Annotated in this window: 19 protein-coding genes; all 19 read right to left on the minus strand. The window is 60.2% G+C overall.

The genetic code is table 11. The features are described from left to right. Positions 1-5: 5 nt before the first annotated feature. The 19 genes from fliS to rfbF all read right to left on the minus strand — a co-directional run bounded on the left by fliS (position 6) and on the right by rfbF (position 20060). A complete protein-coding gene (gene fliS / locus AEQ63_RS05325) occupies positions 6-404 on the minus strand; it encodes a flagellar export chaperone FliS (protein ID WP_041479013.1) in 399 nt (132 codons plus the stop codon). 129 nt (positions 405-533) lie between these two features. Continuing rightward, positions 534-1988, minus strand: coding sequence for a flagellar filament capping protein FliD (gene fliD, locus AEQ63_RS05330; RefSeq protein WP_042607527.1), 1455 nt, complete (start codon positions 1986-1988; stop codon positions 534-536). 82 nt (positions 1989-2070) lie between these two features. After that, positions 2071-2427 carry a flagellar protein FlaG gene (locus AEQ63_RS05335; RefSeq protein ID WP_042607526.1) on the minus strand — a complete coding sequence of 119 codons (357 nt, stop codon included), beginning with the start codon at positions 2425-2427 and terminating at the stop codon, positions 2071-2073. Positions 2428-2499: 72 nt separating this feature from the next. Continuing rightward, entirely contained in the window at positions 2500-3351 is an 852-nt protein-coding gene (locus AEQ63_RS05340; RefSeq protein WP_042607525.1) for a flagellin domain-containing protein, read from the minus strand. Between the two features lie 242 nt (positions 3352-3593). After that, positions 3594-3860, minus strand: coding sequence for a hypothetical protein (locus AEQ63_RS05345; RefSeq protein ID WP_042607524.1), 267 nt, complete (start codon positions 3858-3860; stop codon positions 3594-3596). Then, positions 3857-5146, minus strand: coding sequence for a motility associated factor glycosyltransferase family protein (locus AEQ63_RS05350; RefSeq protein ID WP_064362066.1), 1290 nt, complete (start codon positions 5144-5146; stop codon positions 3857-3859). The genes AEQ63_RS05345 and AEQ63_RS05350 overlap by 4 nt, the downstream gene beginning before the upstream one ends. 87 nt (positions 5147-5233) lie before the next feature. After that, a complete protein-coding gene (locus AEQ63_RS05355) occupies positions 5234-6160 on the minus strand; it encodes a ketoacyl-ACP synthase III (protein ID WP_042607522.1) in 927 nt (308 codons plus the stop codon). 227 nt (positions 6161-6387) lie between these two features. Beyond that, on the minus strand, positions 6388-7440 hold the full coding sequence (gene pseI, locus AEQ63_RS05360; RefSeq protein WP_042607521.1) for a pseudaminic acid synthase: 1053 nt from the start codon (positions 7438-7440) through the stop codon (positions 6388-6390). Beyond that, positions 7433-8938, minus strand: coding sequence for a UDP-2,4-diacetamido-2,4,6-trideoxy-beta-L-altropyranose hydrolase (gene pseG / locus AEQ63_RS05365; RefSeq protein WP_042607520.1), 1506 nt, complete (start codon positions 8936-8938; stop codon positions 7433-7435). Before pseG ends, pseI begins: the two co-directional genes overlap by 8 nt. Continuing rightward, on the minus strand, positions 8935-9630 hold the full coding sequence (pseF, locus tag AEQ63_RS05370) for a pseudaminic acid cytidylyltransferase (protein ID WP_064362067.1): 696 nt from the start codon (positions 9628-9630) through the stop codon (positions 8935-8937). Before pseF ends, pseG begins: the two co-directional genes overlap by 4 nt. A 6-nt stretch (positions 9631-9636) precedes the next feature. Continuing rightward, a complete protein-coding gene (gene pseC, locus AEQ63_RS05375; protein WP_064362068.1) occupies positions 9637-10800 on the minus strand; it encodes a UDP-4-amino-4,6-dideoxy-N-acetyl-beta-L-altrosamine transaminase in 1164 nt (387 codons plus the stop codon). Continuing rightward, positions 10797-11798 (minus strand): UDP-N-acetylglucosamine 4,6-dehydratase (inverting), encoded by a 1002-nt coding sequence (gene pseB / locus AEQ63_RS05380; RefSeq protein ID WP_064362069.1) that lies wholly within the window; start codon positions 11796-11798, stop codon positions 10797-10799. The genes pseC and pseB overlap by 4 nt, the downstream gene beginning before the upstream one ends. A 23-nt stretch (positions 11799-11821) precedes the next feature. Beyond that, a complete protein-coding gene (locus tag AEQ63_RS05385) occupies positions 11822-14737 on the minus strand; it encodes a glycosyltransferase family 2 protein (protein ID WP_064362070.1) in 2916 nt (971 codons plus the stop codon). A gap of 52 nt (positions 14738-14789) precedes the next feature. Next, positions 14790-15524 carry a cephalosporin hydroxylase family protein gene (locus AEQ63_RS05390; protein WP_042607515.1) on the minus strand — a complete coding sequence of 245 codons (735 nt, stop codon included), beginning with the start codon at positions 15522-15524 and terminating at the stop codon, positions 14790-14792. 64 nt (positions 15525-15588) lie between these two features. After that, the gene (locus AEQ63_RS05395) at positions 15589-16446 is read right to left on the minus strand and encodes an NAD-dependent epimerase/dehydratase family protein (RefSeq protein WP_064362071.1); all 858 of its coding nucleotides are present in this window, start codon (positions 16444-16446) and stop codon (positions 15589-15591) included. After that, entirely contained in the window at positions 16443-17669 is a 1227-nt protein-coding gene (locus tag AEQ63_RS05400; RefSeq protein WP_064362072.1) for a class I SAM-dependent methyltransferase, read from the minus strand. Before AEQ63_RS05400 ends, AEQ63_RS05395 begins: the two co-directional genes overlap by 4 nt. Then, positions 17666-18226 carry a dTDP-4-dehydrorhamnose 3,5-epimerase gene (gene rfbC / locus AEQ63_RS05405; RefSeq protein ID WP_064362073.1) on the minus strand — a complete coding sequence of 187 codons (561 nt, stop codon included), beginning with the start codon at positions 18224-18226 and terminating at the stop codon, positions 17666-17668. Before rfbC ends, AEQ63_RS05400 begins: the two co-directional genes overlap by 4 nt. Next, on the minus strand, positions 18223-19305 hold the full coding sequence (gene rfbG / locus AEQ63_RS05410; RefSeq protein WP_042607511.1) for a CDP-glucose 4,6-dehydratase: 1083 nt from the start codon (positions 19303-19305) through the stop codon (positions 18223-18225). The genes rfbC and rfbG overlap by 4 nt, the downstream gene beginning before the upstream one ends. Further along, positions 19287-20060, minus strand: coding sequence for a glucose-1-phosphate cytidylyltransferase (gene rfbF, locus AEQ63_RS05415; protein ID WP_064362095.1), 774 nt, complete (start codon positions 20058-20060; stop codon positions 19287-19289). The genes rfbG and rfbF overlap by 19 nt, the downstream gene beginning before the upstream one ends. Positions 20061-20468 lie beyond the last annotated feature (408 nt).

The raw sequence follows: 20468 nt of genomic DNA on the forward strand, positions 1-20468 counted from the left end.
CTCCTTCAGAACTGCGGAGCCGGCACAGGCGCGATGGCGTCCCAGCCTTCTTTGACCGTTGTCAGCAGGCCGGCCACTTCGTCGAGGACACGTGGATCGCTGCTGATATTTGCTTCGGCAAGGCGCTTCATCATGTAGATGTACAGGCCATCCAGATCGGCCAGCGCCTCTGCATTATTTTCGAGATCGAGACCTTCGCGCAGGCCACTGACGATGCCGATAGCCTTGCTGATCGCCGTGCATTTGCCGGGGATGTCCTTGCGCTCGATGGCGCCTTTGGCCTGAGCAATACGGGCCAGGCCACCTTCCATCAACATTTGCACCAGGCGGTGCGGGCTCGCTTCGGACGTCTGCGCATGGGCGCCGACTTTCTGGTACTGCCGAAGGGCTAACATCGGGTTCATGTTCTACCTCATTGCCACGTTGACTCGTATAACCAGTGTATCGCCAACCGGTCCGAAAACTTTAGATCAAAAGACAAAAACCCGGCGCACGCCGATAAAGCGTAGCCGGGTTTTTGTCGTGACTGACTGTTACTTCGCCGACTGCTGCGCGTTCAGCGAGCTGAAGAACGAGGTGATGTTGCTCGCCGTTGCCTTCATCTGCCCGACCAGCAAGTCCATGGCATTGTACTTGGCGGTCAATGTCTTGGTCAGGTTGGCGACACGCAGATCCAGCGCCAACTGCTGGTTGGTCAGATTGCGTGTGTTGTTATTCAGAATGGCGAGGCGCTGATCCAGCAAACCGGTTGTGACCTTGCCGCCCACAGGCGCCTTGAGGTACGGATCAACCGCCTTGCTCATGCGCGCCAACAGACCGTTGGTATCGTTGGTCCCGGTAAACAACTGCTGAACCTGACCCGTCATTCCGGGCTGGTCCATAGTCTTGTTGAAGGCAGCGGTATCGAAGGTCAGGTTACCGCTGGTGCGGTCGGTCATTACACCCAATTGCGACAGCACAGACAGGGGGCCGCCTGCACCCGGAGCCGTCAGTTCAGCACGAATATCGGCTATCAGTGTACGCGGCAGCGAATCGCCCGTGAATGCAGCCTGCACGGTCAGCTTGCCGTCTTCGTCCGGCGTCGCCTTGGACAGGGTATCGATGGTTTTCTTCAGCGTGTTGTAAGCGTCGACAAACGACTGGATCGATGTCTGCAACCCTTTGGTGTTGGCATCAACACTGACGACAGTAGGCGCGCCATTGGCTGGCGTGACCGAAGTGAGATTCAGGGTCAGCCCGCTGATTGCGCCGCTCACCGTATTACTCTTGCTGGTTACTGTCAGCCCGTCGATGGTCAGCTGGGCGTCTTGTGCTACGCCGTTGACAGCACCCGAAGCGCCTGCCGCCGGACTGGTTCCCAGCGGCTGAGTGCCATCGATTTCCAGACCGGCAATGCCGCTGACGGTAAGGTCAGAACCGGCGCCGGTCTTGCTTGAGCTGATCACCAGGCGCGAGGACCCGCTGCTGTCGGTAACAATGTTCGCAGAGATTCCGTTAGCGCCTTGAGCTTTGTTGATCGCGTCACGCGTGCTCTGCAAGGTCGCGCCAGCCGGGATGTCGACGTTGTAATCAGTGCCATTCTGACTGATTTTCAGGGTACCACTCGGAATGGCACTGGCGGCACCGCCGGCGAAAGAAGCACTGGCTATTTTCGAACCCGTGGCCAGTTTGCTCACAACAACATTATATTTTCCCGAAACTGCGGTGCTGTCGGACGTGGCGCTGAGGATATCCGCGTTACCCGAAGTCGCCGTGAAGCCGGCAAACGCAGGATTGGTTTTGCTGCTCAGATTGGTCATCGCGGTCTGGAATGCGGTCAGCGCACTCTTCAACGACCCGACACCAGAAATTTTCAGGCTGTTGGTTTTGGTCGCAGAATCGATTTGCGTCTGCTTCGGCGATTTGTCGGCGTTGACCAGCGCGGTCACGATCGCGCCGATGTCCAGGCCGGAACCCAGTCCGGAACCCGGTAGAATTGGACTTGCCATGTGCATCTCCCTTCAGATTGTTGCCATTCTTTTGGCCGTTACAGGCGTCTTGAGAACGAACAAACACTATTCATGCCATTTATCAGACTTTGGCGTCGAACAACACGTGGCTTGCGTTGGCGAGGCTGTCCGCCAGTTTGAGGGCTTCAGCGGAAGGAATCTGTCGAACAACTTCACCCGTCTCGCTCGCAATCACCTTGACGATGACCTTGCCGGAATGCTCGTCAATCGAGAACTCCAGATTACGCTTGATCGACTGGACGAATTTTTCGATCTCTTGCACCGCCAGTTTCAACTTGGCGCCGTCCGAATCCTGATCCTTGGCAGCGACCGGCGCTTCAGTCTTTTGGACTTTAGGCAGCTCTGACGTTTTGTCAGCAACCGGTGGCACTGGCTTGGGAGCCGGATAAGACACGTTAAGCTTCACGCTCATGTCCATGCCCATCACCTCTTAACGAAAAAAAGCGAGAGAGCACGACCAGCGCACTCCCCCGCTCAAACCTGTTCCGAATTACTGAAGCAGTTTCAGTACAGCGGAAGGCAGTTGGTTGGCCTGGGCCAGAACCGAAGTGGAAGCTTGCTGCAGAGTTTGCTGCTTGGTCAGGTTAGCAGTTTCTGCGGCGAAGTCGGTGTCCTGTACACGACCCTGAGCAGCGGTGGTGTTTTCAGTGATGTTCTGCAGGTTGGAGATGGTGCTGGTCAGACGGTTCTGCGAAGCACCGAGGCTGGCACGGGTTGCACCGATTGCAGCGATAGCGGCGTCGATTGCAGTGATCGCGCTGTCGATGGCAACGGCTGCGTCAGACGGGCTGGCGCCGGTCAGGGCCAGAGTACCGCTACCAACCGACAGGCTGACGGCGTCGAACTTGGAGCTCAGTACCAGGTCGATGTGGTTAGCCGAACCAGTGTTTGCGCCCACTTGCAGAGTCACAGTACCAGCCGAACCGTCCAGCAGGTTCTTGCCGTTCAGGTTGGTCGAAGCGGAGATACGGGTGATCTCGTCCGACATCTGAGCGAATTCAGAGTTGGTAGCGGTCTGGTCAGCGGTGCCGTTGGTACCGTTACGGGCTTTAACAGCCAGTTCACGCATACGCTGCAGGATGTCGGTAGTGGCTTGCAGAGCGCCTTCAGCGGTCTGGGCAACGGAGATACCGTCGTTGGCGTTCTGGATGGCCTGGGTGTTACCGCGGATCTGCGAAGACATACGGTTGGAGATCTGCAGGCCAGCGGCGTCGTCTTTGGCGCTGTTGATTTTCAGGCCGGAAGACAGGCGCTGCATCGAGGTGGACAGAGCGTCGGAAGCGCGGTTCAGGTTTTTCTGAACGTTCAACGATGTGGTGTTGGTGTTTACTGTTAAAGCCATGACGAATTCCTCGTTGGTTGGGTACTGCGGCTTCCGGCCCTGGCAACCGCCGGGTATGGCCTAGAGAACCTTCGTAATAGTTATCGTCGGGTTTGCAGGTTGCTTGAGGGCTTTTTGAAAAAATTTTGCCATCACCACGCCACCCCCGAGAAAACAATGACTTAGCTGTACTTCAACCGCATAAAAATGACGTCATAAAACTGCCTGTCACGCAAAGCCGCGGGCCAGTGCTGCGCAGCAGTTCAGCGCCTGGCACTTTCCAGCAATTCAACCAGTTCGTATTCCATAGAGTCGGCCAGTCCCAACCAGTCCTGGCGCTCCTGGCAATCGAGCATTTGCATGAGCACCTGCGCCCACGCCTGCTGGATCTCTATTGGGGCAGACGACAGACATTGCTGGGCCTGTTCGAACACATCGACCATGGTCAACGCCGCTTCTACGTCACGCCCCAGACGAAACAATGCAGCGCATTGGCGACACTGATCCTGACTGTGATTCAGCGCACTCATTGCACGAACTCCGGATTGAAAGCGGTGCCGGCGATCAGCGCGCCGGCGCGGCTGCTGTTGAGAAATTCGACCTGTGGATGCGCGGCGATGTAGCGCTCCAACACACACAGATAGCCGCGAAAATTCAGCTGGGTACTGACGCGCTGACCATGGCCATCGCGCACCCAATGCCGCGCCTGGGCCAGCGGCGGACCCAGATCGCCATCGCCCCACCCGGCGTGGGTCTTGTTCATCGGGAAGGCGAAGTCGGCGCCAAACAAAGTGATTCGGGGCGCGCCCATTTTTACCGCGAGGTCCACCGCCGGATGGATCACGCTGCCGCCGACGTGCAGCTCGCCGCGTGGATACTGTTCTTTCAGCTCGGCATAGATCGGGCTGGCCGAATAGCCGCCATAGCGCTTGCCCTTCCATGCCTTCAATATTTGCGGATCGCTCATCGGCAGGTACACCAGCGTAATGCCGTCAGACTTCTCGAAGGGCAAATGCCGAAAGCCGATGCGTTGATCGATGCTTACCACCAGATCAGGCACGATGCCGTGTTCGCGCAATGGTCGGTAGGCCGTATCAACGCAGATGAACACCGGTCGCTCGGCAAGCTGACGGATCGCCGCGAGATGTTCGAAATGCTGCTCCAGTGTCGGCCCGGTGGCGATTACGTAGACTTCGCGGCCAGCGCAGCTGCCGAACAATTGCGCCACATCGGCATCGCCAAGCAACACCGGCAGACATTCCTGCAAGCGCTGCTGGATTTCCGGCGACTGCGGATCGAAATCGCGGTTATTGAATGTCAGGTGCACTTCATTGATCAGCCGGTCGCGAATCTTCGCATTGAAGTCATCGGCCAGCAGCATCTCGGCCGGCAGGGCAAAGAACGGCGTGAAGAAGTCCGGGTGATCGCCGGCGTAAAACAGTTCGACCCGAGGGTCCTGCAGCCACTGGCGCTGATCGAGCAGTTGCAGCACCAGCGCGAACAGCGCGCCATTGAGGATGTGTACGTACAGGCGCTCGAGCCCCGCGCGCTCGAGCAGCACACCGGGCAAGTCGCCCAAGCCAGTGCCATAGACGTGCAGTTGCGGTTTTTCCGGCAGGCTCGCCGCCTGAATCTTCGCCTCATGCAGGCGATCATGGCGGCTGGTGAGCTGAATGCCGTCGACGCTCAGCGTCGAGCCCAGCCCTTGCACGAGTTCGGCCTGCACGGACGCGCTGTCTTCAGCCATCAATCGCTCGAACAGCGCCGGCCAGCGCCGTTGCAACACCTCGGCATTGGCTTGGAAAAACTCGCTCATGGCGCCTCGCGCTCCTTCTCGGGCAAAAAAATAGCGTTCAAGGTTAACCTTGAACGCTATTTTTGTATCAGTGGTTTTTGCTGCAGTTTACGGACGATAGATGATCGCCGAGCCCCACGACAGGCCAACACCAAAACCGCTCAGCGCAACGCGCTGCCAGTCGGAGTCGAGCACGTGCTTTTCCAACAGCAGCGGAATGCTCGACGACACGGTGTTGCCGGTCTCGACCATGTCCTTGATGAATTTCTCCGGCTCGCCTTCGAAGCGTCGCGCCACGGCGTCGACAATCGCCGCGCTGCCCTGGTGAATGCAGAATGCATCGATGTCATCGGCTTTCAGCCCCGAATCGTCAAGCAGTTCATGCAAGTGCGCCGGGACTTTCAGCAATGCGAAATTGAAGACCTGACGACCGTTCATGAAGAACACGCCGTTGCTGACTTTCAGGTGCGGTGCCCCGGAACCGTCGGTGCCGAACTTGGCCTTGCCCAGCGCCCAGGTCGGGTTTTCGCCCATCCACGTAGCGGTGGCGGCATCGCCAAACAGCATGGTGGTGTTGCGGTCTTCCGGGTCAACGATTTTCGAATACGGGTCCGCGGTGATCAGCAGGCCGTTCTTCAGGCCGGCGGCTTCCATGAAGCCCTTGATCGCGTAAATGCCGTAGACATAACCGGAGCAGCCCAGAGAAATGTCGAACGCTGCAACATTGGTCGGCAGGCCGAGTTTGTCCTGGACGATGGCAGCGGTGTGCGGCAGACCTTCTTCGTCACCGTTCTGGGTGACGACGATCAGAGCATCGATGGATTCACGTTTCAGTTCAGGGTTGCTGGCAAACAGCGCATTGGCCGCTTCCACGCACAGATCGGAGGTTTCCTGCTCAGCGTCTTTGCGCGGCAGGAACGCCGAACCGATCTTGCCAAGGATGAATTCTTCATCCTTCTCGAATTTTGCACCTTGTGCGTAATTGTCCACGCCGGCTACAGGAACGTAGCTCGCAATGCTTTTTATGCCAATCATTACGGCTTCCCAATAAAAAACAGCCCAAAACCACCGCTCGCAAGGATTCGAGGGGCGCCGACAAACAGAAAACGGCCGCCACAACGGGCAGCCACGGGAAGCGCAAAGGGCTATCACTGGAACCGCAAAACGGGCCAGGCGCCATCTCCCCGGTCAATACAATACAGTGAAGATGCGCGTTATGACTCGCAGGTCACGCTATTTTGCCGAATCGATGGCAGATTGGCTTATTCGATCAGCGACCAATCCAGTGGCGTACCACGCTTGATCGCGGTGCGCGCGCGGCGTCCGAGAACGGCATCGGTGTGCTTGGGCGGCAGACCGAGGCCAGGACGGATGGCGCGCAGATTGTCCCCGGTAAAGGCTTCACCGGCGGCCATGTCAGCAGTGACGTACAGCGAACGGCGATAGACCAGCGACTTGCGCTCAGCCTCGGTCACGCCGTAATGCACCTGCCCCATGGCCTGCCAGGCACGTTCGGTTTCGACGACCAGACTGGCCAGTTCCGCCGGTTCCAGGGAAAAGCTCGCGTCGACGCCACCGGCCGAACGATCGAGGGTGAAGTGCTTTTCCACCACCGTCGCTCCCAGCGCCACCGCCGCCACCGATACGCCAACGCCCATCGAGTGATCCGACAGCCCCACCTCGCAGCCAAACAGCTCACGCAGATGCGGGATCGTGCGCACGTTGCTGTTGAGTGGCGTGGCCGGATAAGTGCTGGTGCACTTGAGCAGGACCAGATCCTTGCAGCCGGCCTCGCGTGCGGCGCGCACGGTTTCATCCAGTTCGGCGATGCTGGCCATGCCGGTGGAGATGATCAGCGGTTTACCGGTGGCGGCGACACGGCGGATCAACGGCAGATCGGTGTTTTCAAAACTGGCGATCTTGTACGCCGGCACCTCGAGGCTTTCGAGAAAATCCACCGCGCTGTCGTCGAACGGCGTCGAGAACGCGAGCATCCCCAACTCCTTGGCTCGAGCAAAAATCGGCGCGTGCCATTCCCACGGTGTGTGGGCTTTTTCATACAAATCGTAGAGCGAAGTGCCGGCCCACAGACTGCCGGGATCCTTGATGAAGAATTCGCCTTCAGCCAGATCCAGGGTCATGGTTTCGGCGGTGTAGGTTTGCAGCTTCAAGGCATGCGCACCAGCCCTCGCAGCCGCCTCGACGATTTGCAGGGCGACATCGAGAGACTGGTTATGATTGCCACTCATCTCGGCAATGATGAACGGCGGCGCGTCGGCACCAATCGTGCGGTGGCCAATCTTGAAACTAGACATGCGAGTGATCCTTCAAAACACGGCTGAACGCGCAGGTTTCCTGGATGAACCCGGCGTCGCGGAAGACTTTCAATGAAGACTGATTGGCGGGCATGACCCGGGCATTGATGCGCGTCAATTGCGGCCAGTGCGCAGCGACGAACGCTTCGCCACGGCTGAGCACTGCCCTGCCCCAACCGAGGCCGAAACGCCCTTCCAGCAGATAGATCGACACTTCCGCTTCGAATCCGCGCAAGTCGTAGCGCAGCACCCCGACCGGGCCGTCATCCGCCTCGGCGATCAACAGCAGCCGCTGCGGATTGCGCAAACTTGCCATCAGCCAGTTCAGGTGCTGCGCCCAATCGATCACGCCGGATTCCAGCGACCAGCGCCGCACCGGCTCGGCATTGCGCCCATCGAACAGCAACTGCGCATCGTCCAGCGTCGCCGGGCGCAGTTTCAGCACCGCGCCGGCCAGCGCCGCCGCCACGCGTTCGGCACCGCGTCCGTCGACCAGTTGCCGCGAGCGCTCGGCGAGGCTCTGGCGCAGAAAATGATTGTCCATCACAAAGCCGACCGCATCGCGCAGTTGCTCGACGCTGACCTGCTCGCGCGCCCCCATGAACACATGCGCGCCGGCCGCCGCCATGACTTCACCGTTGGCCTGCTGATTGTTCGCCACAGCGATGCAGATGGTCGGCAAGCCGAGCGCCGCACGCTCCCAACTGGTGCCGCCGCCGGCGCCGATAAACAGATCGGCTTCAGTCATGCGTTGATGGAAATCGCTGACGAAACTGTGCAGGCGCCAGTTCGGCCGTGTCTCGGCCAAGGCCTGCATCTGCGCCCACGCCGGGTTGTCGGCGCCCGCGACGAAATCAACCTGCAACTCAGTGAAATCAGCCAGCGCCAACATCGCGTGATGAGTCTGCATCGCCGCGTCGAAACCGCCGAAATTCACCAGCACCCGCCGCGCCTTCGGTTTGATCTCGATGGCTTCGCAGTTGAATTCTTCACGGAGCATGGCGTAGCGCGGGCCGAGCAAGGTGCGACAGCCCGGCGGCAGCAGCGGCGCGTAGTTTTCACTTAAGCCGGACAGGTTCTGATTGAGCAGCAGATCGACGCTGTAGCGCCGCGTCGCCAGATCATCCACCGCGGCGATTCGATGCGCCCAGCGCCGGGCAGCGGTTTGCCAGTGATGATCGAGGCCGTAGTGGTCGGCGATGATCCAGTCGAACGGCGCCTGCCCGTCCAGCAGCAGGCCCAGTGCATCAATGTCGAACTGCCACGGCAACATCGATTCGATGGCCTGCAGCGGGTCTTCATCACGATAGCGCTCGGGCAGCGCGAAGGTCTCGAAGCCTTCGGCATTCAAGGCTTCGAGTCGATGTCCCGGCAAGCGCCGACAGGCAAACGCAACATGACTGCCCTGCCCGCGCAACACTCGCGCCAGCGTCAGGCAGCGGGCGATATGGCCGCTGCCGATGGCCGGCGAAGCGTCGGCACGGATCAGCACTCTCATGGCAGTTCTCCGCCGGCCTTGAGCGCGGCGTAGAGGTATTCGGCGCGTTGCCAGTCTTCGGGGGAGTCGATGTCCTGGACCAGATGGCGCGGCAGGATCACCGGCAGGCTGGCTGGCGAGAACAGCGTCTCGCCGCGCAACCACGCTTCGCTGCGCCCCCAGTAAAACTGCCCGGCATCCTGAAACGCTTCGGGCAGATCCTGCGAACGGGTGGTGCGAAACTCCGGATAAAGCGACATCAGGGCGCCCTCCTCGTTGAGGGTCAGGGCGCGCTGCACGGGGAAACCGAAGCCGCACACCGAAAAGGCAAACGCCTTGTGCGGATGCTGCTTGAGCAATTCCAGGCCCTGACGCAGGTAGCGCACTTGCAACAGCGGTGCCGTCGCATACACGCAACAGGCGTAATCGAACGTCGGCAAGTGCTGCAGGGCATGCACGATCACCGCAGCGGTGCCGGTGAAGTCATCGGCCAGATCGGCCGGTCGCATGAACGGCACTTCGGCGCCGTGCGCCCGTGCGACGTCGGCAATTTCCACATCGTCGGTACTGACCACCACGGCGTCGAACAGCGCTGATTCCAGCGCCGTGCGAATCGAGCGGACGATCATCGGTACGCCGTCGAACGGTTTGAGATTCTTGCGCGGGATGCGCTTGCTGCCACCACGGGCGGGGATGATCGCGACGCAGCTCACGGTGCCTTACTCCTCAAGCAGCAGCCGACGCAGTTGCTCGACCACCTGATCCTGTTGTTCTTCGCTGAGCAAAGGGAACAGCGGCAAGCTGATCGCCTCGGCGTAATAGCGCTCGGCCTCGGGGAAATCGCCCTCGGCAAAACCCAGCTCGCGATAGTACGGCTGCAGATGCACCGGAATATAGTGCAGATTTACGCCGATGCCGGCGGCGCGCAAACCTTCGAACACCTGGCGATGACTGAGGTTGCAGCGCTCGGCCTGCAAACGCACCACGTACAAGTGCCACGCCGATTCGGCCTCCGGCTGCGCACTCGGCAAGGTCAGCGGCAGGTAGGCGAGCAACTGATCGTAACGCGCTGCGAGTTCGCGGCGCCGCGCGACAAATTCGTCGAGCTTGCGCAGTTGTGACAGACCCAGCGCCGCTTGCAGATCGGTAATCCGATAGTTGAAACCCAGCTCGACCTGCTGGTAATACCACGGCCCGTGACTGGGCTCGGTCATCTGTTCTGCATCCCGGGTCATACCATGGCTGCGCAGGCGTCGCAGACGTTCGGCCAGCGCCGGGCGATTGGTCAGGGCCATGCCGCCCTCGGCGCTGGTGATGATTTTCACCGGATGAAAACTGAACACCGTCATCGCCGCGAATTCACCACAACCGACCGGACGCCCGGCGTAGCTCGCGCCCACTGCGTGGGAGGCGTCTTCGATCACGGTGAAGTTGTAGCGCACCGCCAGATCGGCAATCTTGCGCAGGTCACAGCTCTGCCCGGAGAAGGCAACGGCGACGAGGACTTTCGGCAGCGTGCCGTCGCGCTCCGCCTGTTCGAGCTTTGCTTCAAGCGCGAACGCATCGAGGTTCCAGGTCAGCGGATCGATGTCGACGAAATCCACCTCGGCGCCGCAATAGCGCCCGCAATTGGCCGAGGCGAGAAAGGTATTAGGCGAAGTCCACAAGCGATCGCCCGGCCCCAGACCCGCCGCCAGACAGGCAATGTGCAGCGCCGCCGTGGCATTGCACACCGCTACGGCAAAATCCGCCTGACAGCGCTCGGCCATGGCCTGCTCGAAGCGTTCGATGGTCGGCCCCTGAGTCAGCCAGTCCGATTGCAACACCTCGACCACCGCATTGATGTCTGCCTGATCGAGGCTCTGCCGACCGTAAGGGATCATACCGACAGCTTCGCGTGCAGATCGGCGATCTGCCCGACCGAAAGAAAATGCGGGTTGGTATCCGAGCGATACTCGAAATCCTCGCCCACGGCACGGCCGCGTTCGCCAAGTTTATCGACGGCGAAATCGACATCGACGCTGGTAAAACGAATCGACGGCTGAATCGTGTAGTGGTCGTCAAACTCAAGGGTCATCCGCGCATCGTCCAGCGGCACCATCAGCTCATGCAGCTTCTCGCCGGGACGGATGCCGACGTTCTTGTGCGGCAAATGCTCGGCCATGCCCCGCGCCAGATCGACGATGCGGATCGACGGAATCTTCGGTACGAACACTTCACCGCCGTGCATGCGCGCGAAGCTGTCGAGGACGAACTGCACGCCGTGATCGAGGGTGATCCAGAACCGCGTCATGCGCTCGTCGGTGATCGGCAGCTCCTGCGCGCCGTCAGCGATCAGCTTGCTGAAAAACGGCACCACCGAACCGCGCGAGCCAGCGACGTTGCCGTAGCGCACCACAGCGAAACGGGTCTGCTGCTCGCCAGCAATGTTGTTGGCGGCGACAAACAATTTGTCCGAGAGCAACTTGGTCGCACCGTACAGATTGATCGGGCTGGCCGCCTTGTCGGTGGACAGCGCGACGACCTTCTTCACGCCATTGTCGATGGCGGCGGCGATGATGTTCTCCGCGCCATTGACGTTGGTGCGGATGCATTCGGTCGGGTTGTATTCCGCCGCCGGCACCTGCTTCAACGCAGCGGCATGGACGACGTAATCGATGCCGCGCATGGCCTGACGCAAGCGCTCGGCGTCACGCACGTCACCGATGAAATAACGCATGCATGGCGCGTTGAACGTCTGCTGCATCTCGTACTGCTTCAGCTCGTCGCGAGAGAACACCACGACGCGCTTGGGCTGGTATTGCTCGAGCAAGCGGCGAATGAAGTTACGGCCGAACGAGCCAGTGCCGCCGGAGATGAAAATCGATTGTCCGTTGAACATGTGGTGATTCCTGTCCGGCCTGCTCAGGCGAGCAACTGCGCCCAATTGATCGAGGCGTTTTCGCCAAGAGTGAAACCTTTGCCACTCAGGGCCAGGTTCGCGTTGTACGCCGGATCCTGGGCAAAGGCGTCGGGCCATTTTTCACGCAATGCCGCCAATGCCGCTGGCGCCTGTGGCAGCTCGCCGGTGTGCAGCACCTGCACCAGTGGCGTCCACACGGTGAGGTAACCGGCCTGACCGGCCTTGAGGCACAGATCGACATCGGCATAGCCCGCAGCGAAGGTCACCTCGTCCAGGCCGCCAAGGGCATTGAACATGTCCTTGCCAATCATCAGGCACACCTTGGAAACCGCCGAGTAATTCTGCTCGACAGCCAGACGCTGCATGTAACCCTCGGCCTTGTGTTTCTCGCCGATGAAGGGCGAACACACGCCATCGTTGAGGCCGAGAATCAGACCGGCCTGGGCAACCTTGCCGTCACGATCGACGAGTTTGGCGCCGACGACGCCGACTTCCGGACGCTGGGCATGGTTGAGCAGCGAATCGATCCAGTTCGGGTTGACCACTTCGCTGTCGGCGGCCAGCAGCACCAGGTATTCACCCTGCGCCTGCTCGCTGGCGGCGTTATACAACGCGATTTCGCCGAGCGGCTGATCGGCACGCAGTACGTTGACCTTGGCGTGGCGCAGCGTGCCCAGCCAATCGTTGACCTCGGCCGACTGATTGCCGTTGGCGGCCAGCAGCACTTCGTAGCGGCTGTAACGGGTGCGCAGCAGCACGCCTTCGAGGCAGCGACGCAGTGCCGGCAGATCATCAATGACCGGCACAATGATCGACACCAGCGGTTGTTCGGTATGGCGATAATCGATCTGCCAGGTACCCGGCAGCGCCGAGGTGACCTTGGCTTTGTAACCGCGATTGCCCAAGTGACGCAGCAGCGCCAGACGCTCATGGGCGTTTTCTTCCAGAGGCGCCTGCTCGGTGATCAGCAGCGGCTCATCAAGATGCGCCAGGCCGTCGAGGCCGCCCTGTTCGATGATGCGCAGCAACAGATCGAATTCCAGCGCCTTGCTGAAGTCGGCCTGATAACCGCCGGCTTCAAGCAGGACTTCGCGGCGGATCAGCCAGTGCCGCGCCATCAGCGACGGCACGCTGTGCAGCAGATCAAGATTGAAACCGGGGCGGAATACGTCGACCAGTGCGCCTTCGGCAGTGCGCTGAATTTCATCAGTCGCTACTGCGCGAACACCGCTGGCCGCCATCAGTTCCAAACCGGCGCGCGCCAGGCCGGCCGGTGTGAATTCGTCGCCCACGTTCGCCAGCAGCAACCAGTCGCAAGGCGACTGCGCAGCGCTCTGGTTGAGCTTGTCGACGAGATTGCCCGGGGTAACCCGAACAAAGTGCAAGGTGTTTTGCGCGGTGGTCGCGGTCTGCGGTTCGCCAGTGGTGAAGACCACGATCTTGAACGCTTTGCTGACACCTTCGACGAGGCTGTCGAGGGTAATTTGCAGCTTCTCGACGCTGTCATCCAGGTCAAGCAGGAAAATACCGAACTGCGGTCCGCCGTTGCTGGCGGCCAGACGGGCAGCGATTGAAGCAGATTGTTCGGCGTCAGGCTTGCGCGCCGCCAGCCAATCGAGCAAACGCCCCGAGCGCATCTTGCCAAAGACCGGGTAGTGATCAAGGTTCGACACGGCTTGAAGACGCGCGCCCCACTCAAGCATTTCCTGCGCTGGAGCTTCCTCGCCAGCCGACTGCAGTTGCTCGGCCAGACGCTTGACCACGCGACGGTTGAACGCGTTGCTGTCATGGGCTTGCCACAGCCGGTCGATGACGCTTTGCGGAGTGTCGTTATTTCGCGCCTGCAACAGATACTCCTGCCGGGCCCAGACGCCTTCAAGCTTCTCAAGCTGAATACGCCCGGCGGGCATCGCATGCAGGAGGAATTCGAACTGGGTGAGCAAGTCGAAGAAGTGCTGGTTGTAAAACGGCATCTCGACGTATTGCCGTGGGCCGAATTTGCGTTCTGGCTCTTTGGTGACCTGATTCCAGGTCGACTCGAAAATCAGCTCGTTGGTCAATGCCCGCCCGGAGACCAGACTGTCGGTCATGGCTTCGAAGCTTTTCAGGACAAATGCCTTGCGCTGCGCCTGATCAAGGCCGGTAATAGCGGTCGGCAAGGACGCGAGGAATTCGGCGAAGGCCTCCCGCTCGGCCACCGACTTGGCGTCGGTATAAGACAGCGAGTGGTAGACATCGGTGTTGTGATCGGAGAAGCCGACGTTGATTTCGCGTACGACGTACGGGATCGGCAGGATCCGCGCCTTGGCGTTCGCCAGCAGATAATAGGTATGGCCGATTTCCTGCCACTGGAAACTGGTGCCCGCCGGCAAAGCGGCGTACCAGTCCTGAATGATCGAAGTACGGCACACGCCGTAAAAGGGCGGTACGTACTGATGCATGAAATCGAGGACGCGATCCTCGGCGCGCTCGGACGCGTAGTCTTCACAGATCTTCTTGTCGCGACGGTAGTAGCTGACGCTGCCCGCCAGCGCCAGGTACATCAGGCAGTAACCGTGGCACAGGCCGTAGTCACGGTTCGCTTCGAGGAACCTGACCGATTCGGCCAGCGACTCATGCAGGATGAAGTCGTCGTCGGCGGCAAACACCATGTACGGCGTGGTCAACTGCGCAACGCCGTAAGTCAGTTTGGCCTGCATGCCCCAGTAGGCAAATTGCGGCAAGTGCTGATAATCGACCGCCGAAAAATCACCTTCCGGGCGCTCGGGGGAAGAGTCCAGCACCAGCACCTTGCAAGGCAGGCTGCTGTAGTACTGCAGCGCTCGGCGCAAAAAAGCCGGGCGGTTGTGGGTGATCAGTACCACTGTCAGCAACTCGCTCAATGGCAGCGTGTTTTCAGAACCGTACTTGCCTTGCATAACTTCTCCTGCCGCGATCAAACCGTGCGAAAACGCTGTAATGAAAAAACTGTCAACGAACCCGACGCAGATAACCGTCCGAAGCAACGGTGATCAGCAACTTGTCCTGCATCTGCTGATCGATCTCAAAATCAGCGTTTTCCTTGAGATAAGCCCACACCGCAGTCTTCGGGTTGTCACCCGGGCCCCACGGACGATCCGGGAAAGCATCGGCCGGCATGTCCTCGACGACGGTGTCCATGACCACGCAATAGCTGTCGACCGACACCAATGGTGCGTAGAGACGCAACTCTTCGAGGACATGCTCGTGGGTGTGGTTGGAGTCGAGTACCACAATGACTTTCTTGCCGGCCGCCGCCTGACGCACCTGCTCGACCACCGCCGGGTCGAGGCTGGAACCTTCGATCATGCTGATGCGCTTGATCATCGGATGGCTTTCGATGGCCTCACGGTTGTGCGCGCGGATATCGCGATCAATGCCGAGCACTTCGCCATGGCCCTGCAGCTCCAGCAACGAAGCGTAGTAAATGATCGAACCGCCGTGGGCGATACCGCACTCGATGACCAAGTCCGGTTTGATCCGCCAGATCAGTTCCTGCATCGCCATCATGTCTTGCGGCAACTGAATGATCGGTCGGCCCATCCACGAGAAGTGATAGGTGTACTTGTGCTTGGCCGACTCGTTATAAAACTGCTGGGCCAACGCCTTGAGTTCCTGGTTCTGGCCTTGGGCAACCACTTCAGCCTGGCACTCTGCTTCGAAGGTCTTGATCAGGTTATCGCTCATTGTCCGGTCTCACTGAAAATTCATTGGGTTTGCACATGGCCAAAAGGCCTTCGCGGCAGGCGCATCAGTTGCTGCGCTGGGCCTCGAGTAATTGTTGTAACCGCTCCACCACAGCCCAGAACGCCATGGGCTCATGGGTCGGATAGGGGTAATGGCCGAGGTTCAAATCCAGCGCTGCGCCACGCTCACGCAAGCGCTGTTCGACCAACGCACGCACCGACACCGGTTGACCGCTGGCGCAGTTGACTACGCCAGCGAAGTCGCGCTGATGGAGGATCGCGGCGAGATGACTCGCAGCGGTTTCAATTGCGAGAAAATCGCGCAACTGCTCACCGGCCGACATGTTGAAGGTCGGCTCACCGCTATCGATCGCCCGGTCAAGCGCGGCCAACAGGCTGTTGGGGTTCTGCCCTTCGCCATGCAGATAGAACAACCGCGCCCACTGCAAAGTGAACGGCCGCTCCTGCTGCAGGTTCTGCAAAAACAGGTGCAGCGTGTGCTTGGCCAGACCGTAAGGATTGCTCGGCCGTGGCTCGGTTGACTCGCTGAGCGGGCCGCTTTGCATGCCGTATTCGAAGCAGGTGCCGGTCACCAGAACCTGCTGCACGCCCGCCTCGACCGCCCTTTTGATAAAGCGGTAATCGGCCATCAGGTTGTGCTCGAAATGAAACAGCGCCCGATAGTTCGGCAGCCCCGGCCAGGCCAGATGCACGAGTGCGTCGATGCCTTCGGTCAGCGCGACGACATTCAGATCAACAGCGTGAATATCCGCGCTGACGAACTCCACGTCATCGATCCACGGCATGCTTCGCGCCCTTTCTGGGTTGCGCGCCACCGCACGAATTTCGCAGCCGCGTTCAAGCAATACAGCAACCAGATGCCGACCGACAAAACCGGTAGCGCCGGTAACCAGAACCTTCACAGTACTTTCAACTCAGGCACGGCGATGACGAAGCGCCCGTCCCACTGACGCACCTGCGCCAGTTGCTGACTGACTTCTTGCAGCAGGTTCCACGGCAGCACCAGCACGTAGTCCGGTTTGTCGATTTCGATCTGCGCCGGCGCCACGATCGGAATGCGACTGCCCGGCAAGAATTTGCCCTGCTTGTGCGGATTGGCATCGGCCACCCAGGCCAGCAGATCCGCTTTGACGCCGGCGTAATTGAGCAAGGTATTGCCCTTGGCCGCCGCGCCGTATCCGACCACACGTTTACCGTCGGCTTTGGCCCGCAACAGGAAGCGCAGCAGGTCATGTTTGATGCGTTCGGCAGCCGGCGCGAGGGTCGCGTAGTACTCGGCGGTTTTCACCCCGGCAACGAGTTCGGCCTGCAGTTGTTGCTGCACTGCCGGGAGAACAGCACGGCGCTGGCCGTCCTTGCGTTGTACGAATACACGCAACGAGCCACCGTGAGTGCTCAACTGGCTGACGTCGAACACTTCCAGGCCATTGCGCTCGCACAAGGTCTGCACGGCGGTCAGTGATAGGTAGGAATAGTGTTCGTGATACAGCGTGTCGAACTGCGCGCCGGCCATCAGCGTCAGCAGTTGCGGAAACTCGAAAGTGGCGACACCGGTCGGCTTGAGCAACGTCGCGAAGCCGGCGAGGAAATCGTTGATGTCCGGCACATGGGCGAGCACGTTGTTGGCCGCCATCAGGTCAGCGCTCCAGCCTTCGCTGCGCAATTGCGTGGCGGTGTCGCGGCCGAAGAACAGCTCGCGAATTTCCAGGCCTTTTTCCCGTGCCGCTTGCGCGGTGCTGCGGGTCGGCTCGACACCCAGGCACGGGATGCCGCGCGCGGCGACGTATTGCAGCAGGTAACCATCGTTGGCGGCGACTTCGACCACGCGACTGTCGGCGCTGAGACCGAAGCGCTCGCTCATCTCGGCGACATAGCGCTCGGCGTGATTCAGCCAAGTGCTGGAGAACGAGCTGAAATAGGCATATTCGGCGTCGAAAAGGCTGTCGGCACTGGTGTAGTCCTCGGTCTGCACCAGCCAGCATTGCTCGCACACGGCAACCTTCAACGGCACCCATTGCTCGGCCTGCTCCAGGCGATCGGCATGCACGTAGGCGTTGGACGGCGGCGAAGTTCCGAGGTCGATCAGCGGCAGGCTCAGCGGTGCGGCGCACCCACGGCAGTTCATAGACGCACTCCAGCAAAGTGTTGATCGAGCGCGGGATGGCTGGAATCACGCGCTGACAAATTATTGACAGGCAACGGCCAGGCAATCGCCAGTCGAGGATCGTTTACCGACAAGCCGCCCTCGTGTTCCGGCGCGTAATCGGCGCTGTGCAGATAGAGCAATTCGGCGTCGTCGGTGAGCGTCTGAAAGCCATGAGCGAAACCGGCCGGAATCAACAGGCTGCGGCCATCGCCCGCCTTCAAGTGCTCGGCGTGCCAGTGTAAAAAGGTTTCCGAGTCAGGACGCAGATCCACCGCGACATCCCAGACTTCACCGCGCAGGCACGTGATCAGTTTGGCTTCCTGGGCGTCGGCATTCTGATAGTGCAGGCCACGCACACTGCCCTTCTCGCGAGTGCAGGAATGGTTGATCTGGCGGATGTGGAAAGCGCTGCCAAACGCACTCAGGCTGCCCTCGCAGAACAACCGGGCAAAGTGCCCGCGCTGATCTTCGAAGCGCTTGTGTTGAACGCAGAACAGACCGGCCAGCGGCAACGCTTTCAGGGAAAACTCGCTCACAGCGCGCCTCGGTACAAATTCAATTGACCCAGAGTTACGGCGCGCATGTCATCGCCGTTCTGCCACGCCAAGTGCCAATCGAGGGTCTGCGCCAGGCAAGCCTGCAACGACCAGCGCGGCTGCCAGCCGAGCACCTGCCGCGCGCGACTGCTGTCCAGACGCAGCAGACCGGCTTCGTGCAGTTCACTCGGTTCGATGCGCAAGCCACGGGCCAGCGGCCAGCGATTGGCGAGCAGTTCAACCACTTCACCGACGCTGCACATGTCTGCCTCACCGGGGCCGAAGTTCCACGCACCGGCGTATTCCGGGCCGTATTCGTACAGCGCGGCAGCCAGTTGCAGATATCCGGCCAGCGGCTCCAGCGCGTGCTGCCACGGGCGCACGGCTTGCGGGTAACGCAGGGTCACCGGCTCGTCGGCGGTCCAGGCTTTCAGTACGTCGGGGATCAGTCGCTCCGGCGCAAAATCACCACCGCCCAGCACATTGCCGGCGCGTGCGGTAGCCAGGGCCAGACCGTGTTCGGCATGTTTGTCCGCCGGGAAAAACGACGCGGCATAGGACTGCGCGAGCAATTCGCAGCAGGCCTTGCTGCTGCTGTAAGGATCGTGGCCACCGAGGGCTTCGTCTTCGCGGTACGGCCACAGCCATTCCTTGTTGGCGTAGACCTTGTCGGTGGTCACCAGCACGCATGCCCGCACGCCGCCGACCTGACGGATCGCTTCGAGCAGATTCAGCGTGCCCATGACGTTGCTGGAATAGGTGCCGAGCGGATCGCGATAGCCCTCGCGCACCAAGGGCTGCGCCGCCAGATGCAGAACGATCTCCGGCTCGGTCTCGGCGATGATCTCGAGCAAGGCACCGAGGTCACGCAAATCGCCGCGCTGGTCGTTGATGCCTTCGTGTACGCGCGCCAGTTCGAACAGGCTCGGTTCGGTTGATGGGTCTAGCGAAAAACCGCTGACCTGCGCGCCGAGGCTTTGCAGCCACAGGGTCAGCCAACTGCCCTTGAAACCGGTGTGTCCGGTGACCAGCACGCGTTTGCCACGCCAGAAATCCGCATTCAGGCCCATTGCTTCCATGGGGCCTCCCCGCTTTGCCACAGCGCTTCGAGATGGTTCTTGTCGCGCAGGGTGTCCATCGGTTGCCAGAAGCCGTCGTGTTCAAACGCTTTCAATTGCTCCTCGCGGGCTAGACGCGCCAATGGCTCGGCTTCCCAGGTAGTTTCATCGCCAGCGATGTAGGGCAAGACTTTCGGCGACAGGACGAAGAAGCCGCCATTGATCCAGCCGCCGTCGCCACGGGGTTTTTCAGTGAAGCCGAGGACCTGATCGCCTTGACGCTCAAGTGCACCGTAGCGCCCCGGTGGCTGCACGGCGGTGACGGTAGCCAAACGACCATGGCCCTTGTGGTAATCGACCAATTCACGGATGTTCAAATCGGAAACGCCATCGCCGTAGGTGAAGCAGAACGCCTCTTCATCCTTGAGGTAACGGCCGGCACGCAACAGGCGTCCACCGGTCATGGTCTCCTCGCCGGTGTCGATGAGGGTCACGCTCCACGGCTCGCTGTAGTTCTGGTGCACGTCCATGCGGTTTTCACGCATGTTGAAAGTGACATCGGAGGTGTGCAGAAAATAATTGGCGAAGAAGTCCTTGATTGCGTAGCCCTTGTAGCCCAGGCAGATGACGAAGTCGTGGATCCCGTGGGCGGAATACTGCTTCATGATGTGCCAGAGAATTGGCTTGCCGCCGATCTCGATCATCGGCTTGGGCTTGAGGTGCGACTCTTCACTGATGCGCGTGCCGAGGCCACCCGCCAAAATAACTGCCTTCATCATCTCCCCTCTCGTACGTTCACCGCGCTGCGCACTGCTTTGTTGAGCGTTGCGGGCCTTCTCGCTGAACCTTCTGCCGATCCGGGCGCAGGAGGAATGACCGCGAGCGCTCGTTTTATGGCGATTTGAGGGGAGCCTGCAGGAAACGCGCCAGCTCGATGGCTTCCGTATTGGATGGGCCGTAGAGCAAAAAAAGGGATGAATCCTTTGGCGGATTCATCCCTTTCATTCAATTACTCAGACGAGTCGGAAAACTAGCCAAACATACTGAACCCATCATTGATTGGCAGAACATCGCCGTTGGCCGCCTCGAATTACTCGATAGTGTTTTGGCCTGCGAACCAGTCCTGCAGCTTGACTCCCTGATCGGTTCTGCCGGAGTCATTAAGGATCAGGTCATCGCCCACC

This window comes from Pseudomonas sp. RIT-PI-o (assembly GCF_001297215.1).
Lineage (GTDB): Bacteria > Pseudomonadota > Gammaproteobacteria > Pseudomonadales > Pseudomonadaceae > Aquipseudomonas > Aquipseudomonas moraviensis_A.

What these genes read in the sequence shown, in the direction of transcription:
- fliS (WP_041479013.1), bottom strand. Translation starts at nt 404, where the DNA reads ATGAACCCGATGTTAGCCCTTCGGCAGTACCAGAAAGTCGGCGCCCAT.
- fliD (WP_042607527.1), bottom strand. Translation starts at nt 1,988, where the DNA reads ATGGCAAGTCCAATTCTACCGGGTTCCGGACTGGGTTCCGGCCTGGAC.
- AEQ63_RS05335 (WP_042607526.1), bottom strand. Translation starts at nt 2,427, where the DNA reads ATGGACATGAGCGTGAAGCTTAACGTGTCTTATCCGGCTCCCAAGCCA.
- AEQ63_RS05340 (WP_042607525.1), bottom strand. Translation starts at nt 3,351, where the DNA reads ATGGCTTTAACAGTAAACACCAACACCACATCGTTGAACGTTCAGAAA.
- AEQ63_RS05345 (WP_042607524.1), bottom strand. Translation starts at nt 3,860, where the DNA reads ATGAGTGCGCTGAATCACAGTCAGGATCAGTGTCGCCAATGCGCTGCA.
- AEQ63_RS05350 (WP_064362066.1), bottom strand. Translation starts at nt 5,146, where the DNA reads ATGAGCGAGTTTTTCCAAGCCAATGCCGAGGTGTTGCAACGGCGCTGG.
- AEQ63_RS05355 (WP_042607522.1), bottom strand. Translation starts at nt 6,160, where the DNA reads ATGATTGGCATAAAAAGCATTGCGAGCTACGTTCCTGTAGCCGGCGTG.
- pseI (WP_042607521.1), bottom strand. Translation starts at nt 7,440, where the DNA reads ATGTCTAGTTTCAAGATTGGCCACCGCACGATTGGTGCCGACGCGCCG.
- pseG (WP_042607520.1), bottom strand. Translation starts at nt 8,938, where the DNA reads ATGAGAGTGCTGATCCGTGCCGACGCTTCGCCGGCCATCGGCAGCGGC.
- pseC (WP_064362068.1), bottom strand. Translation starts at nt 10,800, where the DNA reads ATGATCCCTTACGGTCGGCAGAGCCTCGATCAGGCAGACATCAATGCG.
- pseB (WP_064362069.1), bottom strand. Translation starts at nt 11,798, where the DNA reads ATGTTCAACGGACAATCGATTTTCATCTCCGGCGGCACTGGCTCGTTC.
- AEQ63_RS05385 (WP_064362070.1), bottom strand. Translation starts at nt 14,737, where the DNA reads ATGCAAGGCAAGTACGGTTCTGAAAACACGCTGCCATTGAGCGAGTTG.
- AEQ63_RS05390 (WP_042607515.1), bottom strand. Translation starts at nt 15,524, where the DNA reads ATGAGCGATAACCTGATCAAGACCTTCGAAGCAGAGTGCCAGGCTGAA.
- AEQ63_RS05400 (WP_064362072.1), bottom strand. Translation starts at nt 17,669, where the DNA reads ATGAACTGCCGTGGGTGCGCCGCACCGCTGAGCCTGCCGCTGATCGAC.
- rfbG (WP_042607511.1), bottom strand. Translation starts at nt 19,305, where the DNA reads ATGGAAGCAATGGGCCTGAATGCGGATTTCTGGCGTGGCAAACGCGTG.
- rfbF (WP_064362095.1), bottom strand. Translation starts at nt 20,060, where the DNA reads ATGAAGGCAGTTATTTTGGCGGGTGGCCTCGGCACGCGCATCAGTGAA.